This is a genomic window from Halomonas fontilapidosi, assembly GCF_014192285.1.
In the GTDB taxonomy this organism is placed as follows: Bacteria; Pseudomonadota; Gammaproteobacteria; order Pseudomonadales; family Halomonadaceae; genus Halomonas; species Halomonas fontilapidosi.
In genome coordinates this window covers 33,211-46,394 of the sequence record NZ_JACHXQ010000009.1, presented here as the reverse complement: position 1 = coordinate 46,394, position 13,184 = coordinate 33,211, and the positions used below count along the sequence as shown (strand labels likewise).

The following is a 13,184-nucleotide window of genomic DNA, read 5'->3' as shown; positions in this document are numbered from 1 at the left end:
GCGGCCGAGACAAGGCCTGGAAGATAATACCCGAGTATAACGCTCAGGATTATGCCTTTCGACCTATCGTGACCATAGCCGATCGGTGCGCTCACTCCGCGCTGGCCACCGGCGAGAGCTGCTCGCGGATCAGCTCGGCCAGGCGCCGGGCCGGCTCGGTGGGCCGCCGCGCGGCGCGGTGCAGGGCCAGCTCCACGGCAGGCAGCGGCGGCAGGCCACTCGACTCGTCCAGGGCACGCAGCTGAGGGGTCAGCATGCTGCGGGTCACCACCACGATGGCCAGCCCCGCCTGCACCACTGGGCCCAGGCCGACCATGGACTGGCTCATGTAGGCCACCCGCCAGTCACGACCGGCGGCGGCCAATGCCTGCTCGGCCACCTCGCGGAACAGATCCGCCCCGGGAGAGTAGAGCCCCAGGGGCAGCGGATCGGAGAGCGCGGGCTGGTGCTGCAGCCCCACCGCCCAGGCCAGCGGCTCGCGGCGGATCATCTCGCCGCCCGGCGAGTGACGCTGGCGGGTGACCAGCGCCAGGTCCAGCTCGTCGGCACGTACCCGCTCCATCAGGTGGGCGCTGGTGCCGCAGGTCACCTGGAGGCGCACCTCGGGGTAGAGCTGATGGAACCAGGAGAACACCGAGGTGAGCAGGCTGGCGTAGTCCTCGGGAATCCCCAGGTTGAGCTCGCCGGTGACGCGCCGCGCCCGCATGTCGGCCAGCGCCTCGTCATTGAGCGCCAGCAGCCGGCGAGCATGGCCCAGCAGGCGGTCCCCCTCGGCGGTAAAGCGCAGGCGACGACCTTCCCGTTCGTGCAGGGAGACCCCCAGTGCGCTCTCGAGGCGCTGCAGCTGCATGCTGACGGTGGACTGGGTATAGGCCAGGCGCCGTGCGGCAGCGGTCACGCTGCCGGTATCGGCGACGGCCACCAGGGTACGCAGCAGGCCGAGGTCGAGGGTCGGGGCACGCATCAAACCATCACCACTCTTGATGAATATGATCAATAAAGATCGTTATCGTGATGAATATGGCATGGATAGCATGGCGGCACCATCTCCCCCGCTCTTGTCCACACCATATCGGAGGCCACGACCATGCAGCTGCATGCCTCACGTCTCATTCGCTCCCCCTGGCTCGGTGGCAGCGCCGCCGCCCTGGCGGTAGTACTCTGGGCACTGGTGCCACTGCTGGTCGACGGAGCAGGAGAGCTTCCGCCGCTTCGTCTCTCGACCCTGGCACTGCTGGCCGGGGCACTCGGCACCCTGCCCATGGCGCGTGGCGGGCGACGCCGGGACACGGGGCTCTCCAGGGGCCATGGCCTGATGGTCCATGCCGGGGTGCCGCTGCTGATGGCCGGTGCCGTGGGCGCCTGCTTCGCCAGCTTCTCGCTGGCGCCGCCTGCCGAAGCCGCGCTGATCACCTATACCTGGCCGGTGCTCTTCCTGCTGGCGAGCCGCTGGCGGGTGCTGGGACGCCTGCCGCTGGCCACCCTCGGCGGGGCCCTGCTGGCGTTCTCTGGCGCCGCACTGCTGGTCGCGCCGCAGGTCCTGTCGGGCGGGTTCTCCGGGGCGTGGGGCGGCTACGGCCTGGCGCTGGTGGCAGCACTGTGCTGGGCGCTTTACTCCCTGGCCTGTCAGGTCCCGGGCTGGCGCCTCGGCGAGCGAATGCCACACCTGCTGCTCGTTGCCAGCGTCATGACCGGCGTCGCCAGCCTGCTGCTGGACGGAGTGAGCGAGCTGCCCTCGCCGTCGGCCCTGCTGGCCACCGCGGCCCTGGGCCTGGGCCCCTACGGCATCGCCATGCTCGCGTGGGACCGCGCCATGCGCGACCCGCAGGCACAGCGGGTCGGCAACCTGGCCCATGCCGTGCCGGTGCTGGCCACGCTGTTCTTGGTCCTGGCCGGGGTCACAGCGCCGGACTGGCGGCTGCCGGTGGCGGCCGTGCTGGTCCTCGCCGGCAGCATGACCGCCTCGCGCTGATCAGCGGGCAGGTTGCCACGCGTGCGGCTTTGCGGTCTCTGCGGGCCGAGCGACGCCGTCAGACGGCGTCGAGCTGGGCGCCGAAGCGGCGCACGCTGGAGACGAAGTCGCTGAAGCGCTCGCCCTGGATCACCACGTGCTCGCGCAGCAGACGCTCCGCCCGCTCGGCGTCGCCGTGCTCGATGGCCTTGAGGATCTCGCCATGCTCGTCCAGGGAGCGCCCCATGCGCTTGCGGACCTGCAGCTGGAGGCGGCGATAGGGCTTGAGGCGCTGCTTGAGCTGGCGCGCCTCCTCGGCCAGGAAGCCGTTGTGGCTGGCCGCATAGATGGCGTGGTGGAAGACCTCGTTCTCGTAGTAGTACTCGTCGGTATCACCGGCCTTCGCCGCGGCCTCGCAGCGCAGCAGGGCCTCGCGCAGGGCGACGAGTTCCTCCTCGGTAATGCGCCGCGCGGCGAGCCGTCCGCACATGCCCTCCAGCTCCGCCATCACCTCGAACATCTCGATCAGCTGGTCGAGGCCCACCCGGGCGACGAAGGTGCCCTTCTTCGGCGTCACCGTCACCAGGCCGCTGGCCACCAGCTGCTGGATGGCCTCGCGCACCGGCGTCCGCGATACCTCGAAGTCGCGGCACAGGGTCTCGGGATCGAGGCGCTCTCCCGGGGCTCGGCGACCATTGATGATGTCGTCCTCCAGGGCATCCCGGAGCCGCTGGGCATTGGAGCGTTTCATGCGATTTTCCTCTCCTTCCCTGCGCCGTTGCGACGCTGATCGCGATTGGGCTTCCACCTTTGTCTAGCCCGCTCGAATTGACACTAGTATAGCCAAGGGTCTATTGAAGTATACATCAGCATCGCTGATGGACATTTCATTCCACAACAACTCGCTCTACGACATCACAATTCACCACACCACAATCGACAATAACAACGTCTCTGGAGATGCCATGAAATCCTCACTCACTCCCATCGTAGCGGGCCTGGCCCTGGCCGCCGTCGCCGCGAGCTCCACTGCCTCCGCCCAGACCGTGCTGCGCGCCTCCCACCAGTTCCCCGGCGGACAAGGCGATGTTCGCGACGAGATGGTGCAGATGATGGCCGACAAGGTCGCCGAGGCCGATGTCGGCCTGGAAATCGAGGTCTACCCGGGCCAGTCGCTGTTCAAGGCACGCGAACAGTGGGCCGCCCTCTCCCGCGGGCGCCTGGACATCACCGCCCTGCCGCTCGACTACGCCAGCGGCCGCCACCCGGAGTTCTCCGCCACCCTGATGCCCGGCCTGGTGCGCAACCACGAGCACGCCCAGCGCCTCAACGACTCCGAGTTCATGGGCATGATCAAGGACGTGATCAACGAGGGCGGCGCTCGGGTGCTGGCCGACGCCTGGCTGGCTGGCGGCTTCGCCTCGAGCGTGAACTGCATCACCGCCCCGGAGACCGTCGACGGCTTGACCTTCCGCGCCGCCGGCCCGGCCTTCGAGCAGATGTTGGAGGGCGCTGGTGCCTCGATCGCCTCGATGCCCTCCTCCGATATCTATACCGCGCTGCAGACCGGGGTACTGGATGCCGCCAACACCTCGTCCATGTCCTTCGTCTCCTACCGGATCTACGAGCAGGTGGAGTGCCTCACCGAGCCCGGCGAACACGCCCTGTGGTTCATGTACGAGCCGATCCTGATTTCCGAGCAGAGCTGGGAAGGGCTCAGCGAGGAGCAGCAGCAGGCGCTGACGGCCGCCGCCGAGGAAGCCGAAGCGTTCTTCGCTGCCGAGGCGGCCGGCCTGGACCAGCAGATGGTCGAGGTCTTCCAGGAGAATGGCGTCGAGGTGGTCAGCATGAGCGAGGAGGACTACAACGCCTGGCTGGAGATCGCCAAGGAGACCTCCTACAAGAACTTCGCCGAGAACGTCCCCAACGGACAGGCCCTGATCGACGCCGCCCTGGCCGTCGAATGAGCCCTCTCTTCTCAGCCATCGACACCGGCCCAGGCGGCCGGTGTCCCTGACGTCGGGAGGACGACATGCCCCACCCCTCGACCCATTCCAGACGCTTGCCCCTGGTGCACGGCTACATCCGCCTGATGGATATCATCGCCCGCGCCTCGGCCTACCTCGCCGCGGTCATGTTCGTGGCCGGGGTCGTCGCCATCTGTCACATGGTCTTCGTACGCTATGTGCTGGGCATGAGCACCAGTTGGCAGACCGAGTTCACTATCTTCTCGGTCACCGGCGCCATGCTGATGGGCAGCGCCTATGTGCTGATGACCGGTGGCCACGTGGCTATCACCCTGCTTCCCGACATGGTCGGCGGCACCATCCGCAAGGCCATGTACTGGGTTTCCTCGCTGTTCGGCTTCGCCTTCTGCGCGGCGCTGGCCTATGGCAGCTGGATCTACGTGGCCGAGGCCTTCCACGGCCAGTGGACCACCGGCACGGTATGGAACCCACCGCTATGGCCGGCGCTGCTGCCGGTCGCCCTCGGCGCCACCCTGCTCACACTGCAGTACGTGGCCGAAATGCTGCGCGGAGAGTCCTGACATGGATCCGATCACCCTGGGTATCATCGTCGCTGTCGGCCTCATCGCGCTGATGGCCATCGGTACCCCCATTGCCTTCGCCCTGGGCGGCGTCTCACTGATCGCCCTGCTCTACGACCGCGGGATGCCCGAGCTCACCTACTTCGGCGAGACCTTCTTCGAACGCCTCGCGGAATTCGGCTTCGTGGCCATCCCCATGTTCATCCTGATGGGCGCCGCGGTGGCTTCCTCTCCCACCGGCCGCGACCTCTATCGCTCGCTGGACCTGTGGATGGGCCGCCTGCCCGCCGGCCTCGCGGTCTCCAATATCGGCGCCTGCTCGATCTTCGCGGCGCTCTCCGGCTCGTCGCCCGCCACCTGTGCGGCGATCGGCAAGATGGGCATTCCCGAGATGCGCACCCGCGGCTATCCGGACGGCGTCGCCGCCGGCTGCATCGCCGCCGGGGGCACGCTGGGCATCCTCATCCCGCCCTCGGTGACCATGATCATCTACGGCATTGCCAGTGAGACCTCCATCGGCCGGCTGTTCATCGCCGGCGTGGTGCCGGGCTTCATGCTGGCCGGCCTGTTCATGATCTGGACGGTGATCGCCTGCAAGATGGCGGGGGGCTACAACAATCCCATGAGCCAGGCCGCCGGGCAGATGAAGGAGACCATCAAGGCCAACGTCGACACCAACCTCAAGGCGCTGGTGCGCGTGCTGCCCTTCCTGGCGGTAGTGGTGGGCATCCTCTTCGCGCTCTACGGCGGAGTGGCCACGCCTTCCGAGGCGGCCGGCGTCGGCGCCTTCCTGTGCCTGGCGCTGGCCATCGTCATCTACCGCATGTGGCAGCTCGGACCGATCAAACTGATCATGCGCGACTCACTGCGCGAAAGCGTGATGATCATGCTGGTGATCGCCTGTGCCGAGGTGTTCGCCTATGCGCTCTCCTCGTTGTTCATCACCCAGACCGTGGCCGGCGCCATCGCCGACCTGGAGGTCAACCGCTGGGTGCTGATGGCGGTGATCAACGTCTTCCTGCTGGTCGCCGGCTTCTTCCTGCCGCCCGTGGCAGTAATCGTGATGACCGCACCGATCCTGCTGCCGATCATCCTCTCCGCGAATTTCGATCCCTACTGGTTCGCGGTGGTGCTGACCATCAACCTGGAGATCGGCCTGATCACCCCGCCGGTGGGACTCAACCTGTTCATCATCAAGGGCATCGCGCCGGATATCTCGCTGCGCGACATCCTGATGGGCAGCCTGCCCTATGCCCTGTGCATGGTGCTGGCGATCGTCCTGCTGTGCTTCTTCCCGGGTATCGCCCTGTGGCTTCCCGACCTGCTCATGGGCTGACGGAGACGCCATCATGAACATGACCTTCCTGCAGGAGATGTTCCAGTCGATCACCCAGCGCGACGCCCTGCTGCGTCGCCGCCAGGGAGACGGGGCGCCGCCGGATCACCGCCGTCTGGTGGACGCCTGCCACGCACTGCTGGCGAGCGACGGCGAGGCCTCGAGCATTGTCCTGGCCAGCCGCGCGCTGGGCATGTACCAGCGCCTGGGACCGGAGGAGCGACAGTCCTTCTTCGAGCGGCTGGCCAGCGACTTCGCTGCCGAGCCGGCACAGATCGACGACGCCTATGCCCGCTATGCCGAGCGGCGCGACAACCAGAGCCTGGAGGCGCTGTTCGAGGCCTGCGAGCCGCGACGCCAGGAGCTGATCCGTCGTCTCAACCTGACCAGCGGCGGCACCGTCGAGCTGGTACGCATGCGCGAGGACTTGCTCGGGCTGCTGCGCGAGCATCCCGAGCTCTCGGCCATCGATGCCGACTTCGCCCACCTGTTCGGCTCCTGGTTCAACCGCGGCTTCCTGATGCTCAAGCGCATCGACTGGGATACCCCCGCCTCGATCCTCGAGAAGATCATTCGCTATGAGGCGGTGCACGAGATCCGCGACTGGAACGACCTGCGCCGCCGGCTGGATGCCCGCGACCGGCGCTGCTTCGCCTTCTTCCACCCGGCGATCGGCGACGATCCGCTGATCTTCGTGGAGGTGGCGCTGCACAAGGGGCTGCCGGCCCGCATCCAGCCGATCCTGGCCGGCGAGGATGCCGGCGTCGACGATCCCGAACTCGCCGATACCGCGGCCTTCTTCGGCATCAGCAACTGCCAGACCGGTCTGCGCGGCATCTCCTTCGGCAACTTCCTGATCAAGCAGGTGGTGCAGGAGCTCAAGCAGGAGCTGCCCCAGCTCAAGCACTTCGTCACGCTTTCTCCGGTGCCCGGCTTCGCCCAGTGGCTGGCCGAGCGGCGCGAGGACGAGCGCCTGCCTGAGACGGTGCGCGAGACCCTCGCCGAACTGGACACGCCGCAATGGCACGAAGATGCCGAGCTGAGCGAACGCCTCAAGGCGGTGATCAAGCCGCTGGCCGCCCGCTATCTGGTCGAGGAGAAGAACGCCCGCGGCCTGCCGCTCAACCCGGTGGCCCGCTTCCATCTGGGCAACGGCGCCGAGTTGCACCGCATCAACTGGCTGGGCGACGTCTCGGCCAAGGGCCTGAGGCAGGCCGCCGGCCTGATGGTCAACTACCTCTATGTGCTCGACGACATCGAGCGCAATCACGAGAATTATACGTCCAATGCCACCGTGGCCCGGTCGAGCGAGGTCAAGGACCTCGCCCGCAAGGCCAGGAAACTGGCCAAGGGAGAAACGTCAAAATGAACCAGAACCTTTTCGCCACCTTCGCCAAGCGCATGCGCGAGCGCGGCGACGCCGACTTCATCACCACCCGCCAGGGCCGCGGCTATCGCCATGCAGAGGCGCTGGCCGCCACCGAGCGCCTGGCCGGTGCCCTGGTCGAACTGGGCGTGACGCCGGGCGACCGGGTAGCGGTGCAGGTCGACAAGAGCCCGGAAACGATCCTGCTCTACCTGGCCACGCTGCGCGTGGGCGGGGTCTACCTGCCGCTCAACACCGGCTACACCGGGGAGGAGATCCACTACTTCCTCGCCGATGCCGAACCGGCGCTGTTCGTCTGCCGCCCGGCAGATGTCGAGAGTGCCCAGAGTATCGCCGCCGACACCGGCTGCCCCCAGGTCGCCTCCCTGGGTACGACGGCCGACGGCAGCCTGATGGAGAAGGCCGAGGTGGCCGTGCCGCACGACAGCATCGTCGAGCGCGACGACAATGACCTGGCGGCGATTCTCTATACCTCGGGCACCACCGGACGCTCCAAGGGGGCCATGCTGACGCACCGCAACCTGGGCTCCAACGCCGCCACCCTGGCCAAGGCCTGGCACTTTAGTGAGCGTGACCGGCTGATCCACGCCCTGCCGATCTTCCACACCCACGGGCTCTTCGTGGCCTGCAACGTCACCCTGATGGCCGGCGCCAGCATGCTCTTCCTGCCGAAGTTCGACGCCGACGTGATCTTCGAGGAGATGCCCCGCGGCACGGTGCTGATGGGCGTGCCGACCTTCTACACCCGACTGGTGGCCGACGCGCGCCTGACCCCAGACGTCACCGCCAACATGCGCCTGTTCGTGTCCGGCTCGGCACCGCTGACCGCCGAGACCCACCGCGAGTTCGAACAGAAAACCGGCCATGCCATCCTCGAGCGCTACGGCATGACCGAGACCAACATGAACCTCTCCAACCCCTACGACGGCGAGCGTCGCGCCGGCACGGTGGGCATGCCGCTGCCCGGTGTGGAGTACCGCATTACCGACCGCGAGACCCACGAGCCGGTGCCGCAGGGCGAGATCGGCATGCTGGAGATCCGCGGGCCCAACGTCTTCGTCGGCTACTGGCGGATGCCCGAGAAGACCCGCGAGGAGCTCCTCGAGGACGGCTTCTTCGTCACCGGCGACCTGGCCATGGTCGACGAACGCAGCTACGTGCACATCGTCGGACGCGACAAGGACCTGGTGATCTCCGGCGGCTACAACGTCTATCCCAAGGAGGTCGAGCAGGTGATCGACGAGCTCGAAGGCGTCCACGAGTCCGCGGTGATCGGCCTGCCCCATGCCGACCTGGGGGAAGGCGTCACTGCGGTGGTGGTACCGGAACCGGGGGCCAGCCTCGACGAGGCGCAAGTGCTCGACCATCTGCAGGGCCAGCTGGCCAAGTACAAGCAGCCCAAGCGGGTCTTCTTCGCCGACGGCCTGCCGCGCAACACCATGGGCAAGGTGCAGAAGAATCAGCTGCGCGAGCAGTATCAGGACACCTACCGCTGAGGGACCCGAGCATGCCGCAACCGCCTGCCGCCCTGGCCGATGTCAGGGCCCTGACCTTCGATGTCTTCGGCACCGTGGTGGACTGGCGCAGCAGCGTCATCCGCGAGGGTGAGGCGCTGGGCGAGCGCCTGGACCTGACGGTGGACTGGGCGGCCTTCGCCGACGCCTGGCGCGGCGGCTATGCGCCGGCCATGGACCGGGTGCGCCACGGCGAGCTGCCCTGGACGCGCCTCGATGACCTGCACCGCATGACGCTGGACCGCCTGCTGGAGGAGTTCGGCATCGGTGATGCCCTCAACGAGGCCGAGCGGGAGCACTTCAACCGGGTCTGGCACCGCCTGGCGCCCTGGCCGGACAGCGTCGCCGGGCTGGCCCGCCTGCGCGAGCGCTACGTGCTGGCCACCCTCTCCAATGGCAACGTCTCGCTGCTGGTGAACATGGCGAAGCGCGCCGGCCTGCCCTGGGACTGCGTGCTCTCGGCGGAACTCGCCGGCCACTACAAACGCGACCCCGAGGTCTACCACATGGCGGCCCGCCTGCTCGACCAGCCCCCCGAGCGGATGCTGATGGTCGCCGCCCACCAGGACGACCTCCAGGCCGCTCACCGCGAGGGATTCCGTACCGCCTTCATCCGACGCCCGCTGGAGCACGGCCCCGACGCGACGCCTGACCTCTCCGTCGACCCCATCGTCGACCTGGTCGCCGACGACATCCAAGATCTGGCCGACCGGCTCGGCCTGCCCGGGGGCGCACGCCATTGAAGAACGCCGCACGCGAGGATGACCGGCCAACCGGGATCATCGTTGCGGAGCCTGCAACCCCGCATACCAGTCGGCGTAGGGCGTATTCTCCACCTTGCACCGGGTGTAGTCCGGCGCACCGTCTTCCCACCACACCGGGCCGCGCTCACCCAGCGCACGCTTGGCCTCGTCTACCTGATCGCGGGCCTCGCGTTCTGCCTGCGCGTCTCGATCACGCTTGGCCTGGGCCACGCCCCGCCGGGCACGCATCAGCCGCTGCACCCAGCCGTGGCGTTCCGGTTCCGGCAATGCCGGATTCGTGCAGCGCCACAAACGGCCCCGAACCACGAGGTAGCGGCCGTCCGGCGTTGTCAGTGGCGTCGATGGGGACATGGCGAGAGTAGCGTTAGGCGGGGCGAGCCACCTCGAAGAGGTCGGTGCAGCGCGCGTAGTCATTGCCGGCCATGCGCCCGATGGGCTTGAGCCCCTCCAAGCTCACATGCCGGCCATCCCAGAGGGCATCGTCGACATGGATCGACACGACCTCGGCCAGCACCAGGTTGCCGGCCAACGGCTGGTCGCCGAAGCGGATGATCTCGCGCAGCCGACAGCCGAAGGCCACCGGCGCCGATGCCACCCGTGGTACCGAGACGCCCGCCATGGCCGCCTTCTCGAGGCCGGCGTGGGCGAACTCATCGTCGCCGTGCGCCAATCCCGCGCTGGTGGCGTTCATCTCCTCGACCAGCCCCTCGCCACTGATGTGCACCACGCACTCCGCCACCTCGTCGAGGTTGCGGATGGTGTCCTTGGGGTTGGCATCGCCGTCGAGAAGCGGCGAGAAGCCCAGCACCGGCGGATTGACGCTCACCACGTTGAAGAACGAGAAGGGTGCCAGGTTGGTGTTCCCCGCCTTGTCCCGGGTCGACACCCAGGCGATGGGGCGCGGACAGATGCTGCCCGAGAGCAGTCGGTAGATCTTGCCCGGGCTCAGCCCGTGCTCCTCCAGCAGGTAGTCGCTCATGGTGTGGTTTCGCTCCTTGGATCAGGGCCCGAGAGTGTCGCCTCCGTCGGGCCCGATGTCCAAGGAACCGCTAAGCCACTATTCGAAGCTGGTGCAGACCGGTGCCTGCTCGGCAGGATCGTGGGCGACCTGGAGGCTGACCGGCTCGGTGACATCCGTCAGGGCCACGCGCCACTGGTGATCGACGTTCACAGAATCACAGCTGCCCTCGCTGCCGCCTCCGAAGTTGGAGTCGATCCAGTAGTGAACGTCATAGAGCCGGCCCTCCTCCAGCGCGCCGGGGAAGGTGAAGGAGAAGGCCGGTGGCTCCTCCGACGCCACGGTGCCGGCATCGGTAGCCACGACCTCGCCGGCCGTCACATCAAAGAGCGCTACCTCGATCGCCTGGCCGCCATGCGGGGCAACGAAGGTGCCATCACCGCTGAAGGTCAGATCGTGGCCCTCGTTGGCCAGGGCGGGCCCCGCCGCCAGTAGCAGGGCAGCGGCCAACGAGCCTAGGGTTCCCTTGGCGAAAGGAATCACGTGTGTCATGACATGCCTCCTGGGTATTTCCAATGATCGATCAGGGCCGTAACTACGGCCTGCCTCTCAGCGTAGTTTACGAGACCAGGTCGCAAGGTGACGCAGGACAACCCGCGGCTCATGCCGAGGGCTCGTCGTTCCAGGCCAGAAAGGTGCGATAGTCCTGACGCACGCAGTCGGCGTAGTTGAGCGCCAGGGTGGTCACCATGTCCACGCAGCGCTCCATCCGCCCCTCGACGCAGGCCCCCACGGCGCGGGCGAAGCTGCCGGGATCCTCCGGGTTGAGAGCGTGGGCGCCGCGCAGGTGCTCCCTGGCCAGGATACGCCCCCACTGCTCGACCAGCTTGCGATAGGCCTTGGCGCCGTCGAGCTTGTGGGTCGGGAAGTCCTCCTTGTAGGGCGAGCGCTCACGCACCGAGAACACCCGGTCGCCCAGGTGCAGCCAGCCCAGGTAGGGGTCGGGATGCTCGGCAATGGCCAGGAAAGCCGCCGCATGGCGCATTCCCTCGTGGGGGAAGGCGCGACGCCAGGCGCGCTTCTCGACAGCGCCCATCAGCCGCCAGCCCTCCGGCGGCACCTGCTGCTTGATGTCGAGAATGACATCGTCATGCTCGTGGTCCTGTCCGCCCTCGATCAGCACATAGTAGCGCTCCAGACCCAGCGAGCCGGTACCGGCATCGAGCCGCCGGGCCATGTCCTTGACCCGGAAGTGGCCCTCTTCCGCCTCATCACCCGCACTGCGCAGGGTCTGGCGATACTCCTCCTCCACCGCCTTGCGCAACTGGCTGGCCAGGTGCGCCGGCAGGGCTGCCAGCTTGTCGGGACGTTCGGCGAAGCGCCGGCCCTCCTCCGTGAGCTGCGTCCATTTATCGAGCATCTTCGCCCGGCTCTTCTTCTTGCCGACCTTCTTCATGAAGGGCCCCAGCGGCCCCGTGGCGGTGGCGAGGGTGACCGCGCCGGGCACTTCGCCTTCCGCGTGGCGAGCCAGTTCATCGTGGTAGCTGGTCACCAGCGCCTTGAGCGCCTTGCGAACCGCCTTGCCCGACAGCTCGGTATTCTCCCGGGCATCCAGCACCAGGCTGATGGCCAGGCGCCACAGGTCATACTGATAGTCGCTGACCAGGGCATCGTCGAAGTCGTCCATGCCGTAGCGCACGGCATCGTCGTGATGCCCGTAGGCACCGAAGTTGTAGGCGTGGGCGTCGCCCTGAAGCCAGGTCTGGGTCGCCGGCAGGCCGCCATAGAGGGAGAAACGCCAGTCGTACCAGACATCGTCCCAGTAGAGGTGATTGGTGCCGCGGAAGAAACGATAAGGCGACTCGGCCAGCTTGGCGTACTTGGCCTGGCGATCACCCTCGCTCAGGGTGGCATTGGCGGCCTCGATGGCGTCGAGGACCCGGCGAGGACGATTGTGGCGCGTGAGGGGTGGCGACATGCAGGGACTCCCGATGGCATCGGCTGTTTGACTGGCGAGGGCCACGATCCCGCGGCCCTCGCCAGTCAAACAGCCGATGCCGACAGCGACAAGCCCCTAAAGGCGGTACGCTTAAGGCGAGTGCCTTGATTCAGTGACTCCATGCGGTCGCCTTGGCCTCAACAGCCGTGGTCCCCTCACACTGGTCCCCTCACATCAGGAGCCAAGCCAATGAATGACGATGCCCTGGAGTATTTTCAGCCGCCGGAAAGCGACGCACTCGGCCTGATCCGCCTGCGGGCCACGGCCGGCGGGCTCACCGAGATCACCTTCGTCATGGAAGAGAACGCGCCGGCCCGACCGAACGCCCACACCGAGCGCGCGTGCACTCAGCTAGCCGAGTACTTCGCCGGCACCCGCCAGGCCTTCGATCTGCCGCTCGCCCCGCAGGGGACCGACTTTCAGCGCCGCGTCTGGCAGGCGCTGGCCACCATCCCCTTTGGCGAGACGCGCTGCTACGCGGAGATCGCCGAGCAGCTGCGCTGCAAGGGCGGCCAGCGCGCCGTCGGGGCCGCCAACGGCAAGAACCCGCTGGCCATCGTGGTGCCCTGTCACCGGGTGATCGGCAGCGACGGCCGGCTCACCGGCTATGCCGGCGGCATCGGCCGCAAGCAGTGGTTGCTGGCGCACGAGGCCGGCGAGATTCCCTTCGCGCTGGGCTGAGCCGTCGGGCGGTGGCGAGACGCAACGTCAGCATCATGCGGGCCAC

The 13,184-nt window shown here is 67.5% G+C and carries 14 protein-coding genes; 8 read left to right on the top strand and 6 right to left on the bottom strand.

Features of this window, described 5'->3' with window-relative positions; all coding sequences use genetic code 11:
* Positions 1-91: 91 nt before the first annotated feature.
* Positions 92-964 (bottom strand): LysR substrate-binding domain-containing protein, encoded by an 873-nt coding sequence (locus FHR95_RS12960; protein ID WP_183314686.1) that lies wholly within the window; start codon positions 962-964, stop codon positions 92-94.
* Between the two features lie 123 nt (positions 965-1,087).
* Here FHR95_RS12960 and FHR95_RS12955 point away from each other — a divergent pair, with 123 nt between their 5' ends.
* Positions 1,088-1,972 (top strand): DMT family transporter, encoded by an 885-nt coding sequence (locus FHR95_RS12955; protein WP_183314685.1) that lies wholly within the window; start codon positions 1,088-1,090, stop codon positions 1,970-1,972.
* Between the two features lie 58 nt (positions 1,973-2,030).
* Here the strand turns inward: FHR95_RS12955 and FHR95_RS12950 are convergent, their stop codons facing one another.
* Complete coding sequence (locus tag FHR95_RS12950) at positions 2,031-2,702, bottom strand: GntR family transcriptional regulator (RefSeq protein ID WP_183314684.1); 672 nt, start codon at positions 2,700-2,702, stop codon at positions 2,031-2,033.
* A 214-nt stretch (positions 2,703-2,916) separates the two neighbouring features.
* Between FHR95_RS12950 and dctP the strand changes: the two genes are divergently transcribed.
* The 6 genes from dctP to FHR95_RS12920 all read left to right on the top strand — a co-directional run bounded on the left by dctP (position 2,917) and on the right by FHR95_RS12920 (position 9,479).
* Positions 2,917-3,918, top strand: coding sequence for a TRAP transporter substrate-binding protein DctP (gene dctP / locus FHR95_RS12945; protein WP_040184334.1), 1,002 nt, complete (start codon positions 2,917-2,919; stop codon positions 3,916-3,918).
* Positions 3,919-3,983: 65 nt separating this feature from the next.
* Positions 3,984-4,499 (top strand): TRAP transporter small permease subunit, encoded by a 516-nt coding sequence (locus tag FHR95_RS12940; protein WP_183314683.1) that lies wholly within the window; start codon positions 3,984-3,986, stop codon positions 4,497-4,499.
* Position 4,500: 1 nt separating this feature from the next.
* A complete protein-coding gene (locus tag FHR95_RS12935; protein ID WP_183314682.1) occupies positions 4,501-5,835 on the top strand; it encodes a TRAP transporter large permease in 1,335 nt (444 codons plus the stop codon).
* 13 nt (positions 5,836-5,848) lie between these two features.
* On the top strand, positions 5,849-7,204 hold the full coding sequence (locus FHR95_RS12930) for a malonyl-CoA decarboxylase (RefSeq protein WP_183314681.1): 1,356 nt from the start codon (positions 5,849-5,851) through the stop codon (positions 7,202-7,204).
* The gene (locus FHR95_RS12925; protein WP_183314680.1) at positions 7,201-8,718 is read left to right on the top strand and encodes a malonate--CoA ligase; all 1,518 of its coding nucleotides are present in this window, start codon (positions 7,201-7,203) and stop codon (positions 8,716-8,718) included. The genes FHR95_RS12930 and FHR95_RS12925 overlap by 4 nt, the downstream gene beginning before the upstream one ends.
* Positions 8,719-8,729: 11 nt before the next feature.
* The gene (locus tag FHR95_RS12920) at positions 8,730-9,479 is read left to right on the top strand and encodes a haloacid dehalogenase type II (RefSeq protein ID WP_183314679.1); all 750 of its coding nucleotides are present in this window, start codon (positions 8,730-8,732) and stop codon (positions 9,477-9,479) included.
* 36 nt (positions 9,480-9,515) lie between these two features.
* On the opposite strand, the gene FHR95_RS12915 is transcribed toward FHR95_RS12920, so the two are convergent.
* From FHR95_RS12915 to FHR95_RS12900, 4 genes are all read right to left on the bottom strand, one after another.
* Positions 9,516-9,767, bottom strand: coding sequence for a hypothetical protein (locus FHR95_RS12915; protein ID WP_246378571.1), 252 nt, complete (start codon positions 9,765-9,767; stop codon positions 9,516-9,518).
* A gap of 97 nt (positions 9,768-9,864) precedes the next feature.
* The gene (locus FHR95_RS12910; RefSeq protein ID WP_040184309.1) at positions 9,865-10,479 is read right to left on the bottom strand and encodes a flavin reductase family protein; all 615 of its coding nucleotides are present in this window, start codon (positions 10,477-10,479) and stop codon (positions 9,865-9,867) included.
* 78 nt (positions 10,480-10,557) lie between these two features.
* Positions 10,558-11,010, bottom strand: coding sequence for a hypothetical protein (locus tag FHR95_RS12905; protein ID WP_183314677.1), 453 nt, complete (start codon positions 11,008-11,010; stop codon positions 10,558-10,560).
* A 109-nt stretch (positions 11,011-11,119) separates the two neighbouring features.
* The gene (locus FHR95_RS12900) at positions 11,120-12,436 is read right to left on the bottom strand and encodes a DUF2252 domain-containing protein (protein WP_183314676.1); all 1,317 of its coding nucleotides are present in this window, start codon (positions 12,434-12,436) and stop codon (positions 11,120-11,122) included.
* Positions 12,437-12,646: 210 nt separating this feature from the next.
* On the opposite strand from FHR95_RS12900, the gene FHR95_RS12895 reads away from it, so the two are divergent.
* Positions 12,647-13,138: a methylated-DNA--[protein]-cysteine S-methyltransferase gene (locus tag FHR95_RS12895; protein WP_183314675.1), complete on the top strand. Its 492-nt coding sequence runs from the start codon at positions 12,647-12,649 to the stop codon at positions 13,136-13,138.
* Positions 13,139-13,184 lie beyond the last annotated feature (46 nt).

Excerpts from the sequence above, each read along its gene's own strand:
- FHR95_RS12960 (WP_183314686.1), bottom strand. The coding sequence starts at position 964 with ATGCGTGCCCCGACCCTCGACCTCGGCCTGCTGCGTACCCTGGTGGCC.
- FHR95_RS12955 (WP_183314685.1), top strand. The coding sequence starts at position 1,088 with ATGCAGCTGCATGCCTCACGTCTCATTCGCTCCCCCTGGCTCGGTGGC.
- FHR95_RS12950 (WP_183314684.1), bottom strand. The coding sequence starts at position 2,702 with ATGAAACGCTCCAATGCCCAGCGGCTCCGGGATGCCCTGGAGGACGAC.
- dctP (WP_040184334.1), top strand. The coding sequence starts at position 2,917 with ATGAAATCCTCACTCACTCCCATCGTAGCGGGCCTGGCCCTGGCCGCC.
- FHR95_RS12940 (WP_183314683.1), top strand. The coding sequence starts at position 3,984 with ATGCCCCACCCCTCGACCCATTCCAGACGCTTGCCCCTGGTGCACGGC.
- FHR95_RS12935 (WP_183314682.1), top strand. The coding sequence starts at position 4,501 with ATGGATCCGATCACCCTGGGTATCATCGTCGCTGTCGGCCTCATCGCG.
- FHR95_RS12930 (WP_183314681.1), top strand. The coding sequence starts at position 5,849 with ATGAACATGACCTTCCTGCAGGAGATGTTCCAGTCGATCACCCAGCGC.
- FHR95_RS12925 (WP_183314680.1), top strand. The coding sequence starts at position 7,201 with ATGAACCAGAACCTTTTCGCCACCTTCGCCAAGCGCATGCGCGAGCGC.
- FHR95_RS12920 (WP_183314679.1), top strand. The coding sequence starts at position 8,730 with ATGCCGCAACCGCCTGCCGCCCTGGCCGATGTCAGGGCCCTGACCTTC.
- FHR95_RS12910 (WP_040184309.1), bottom strand. The coding sequence starts at position 10,479 with ATGAGCGACTACCTGCTGGAGGAGCACGGGCTGAGCCCGGGCAAGATC.
- FHR95_RS12905 (WP_183314677.1), bottom strand. The coding sequence starts at position 11,010 with ATGACACACGTGATTCCTTTCGCCAAGGGAACCCTAGGCTCGTTGGCC.
- FHR95_RS12900 (WP_183314676.1), bottom strand. The coding sequence starts at position 12,436 with ATGTCGCCACCCCTCACGCGCCACAATCGTCCTCGCCGGGTCCTCGAC.
- FHR95_RS12895 (WP_183314675.1), top strand. The coding sequence starts at position 12,647 with ATGAATGACGATGCCCTGGAGTATTTTCAGCCGCCGGAAAGCGACGCA.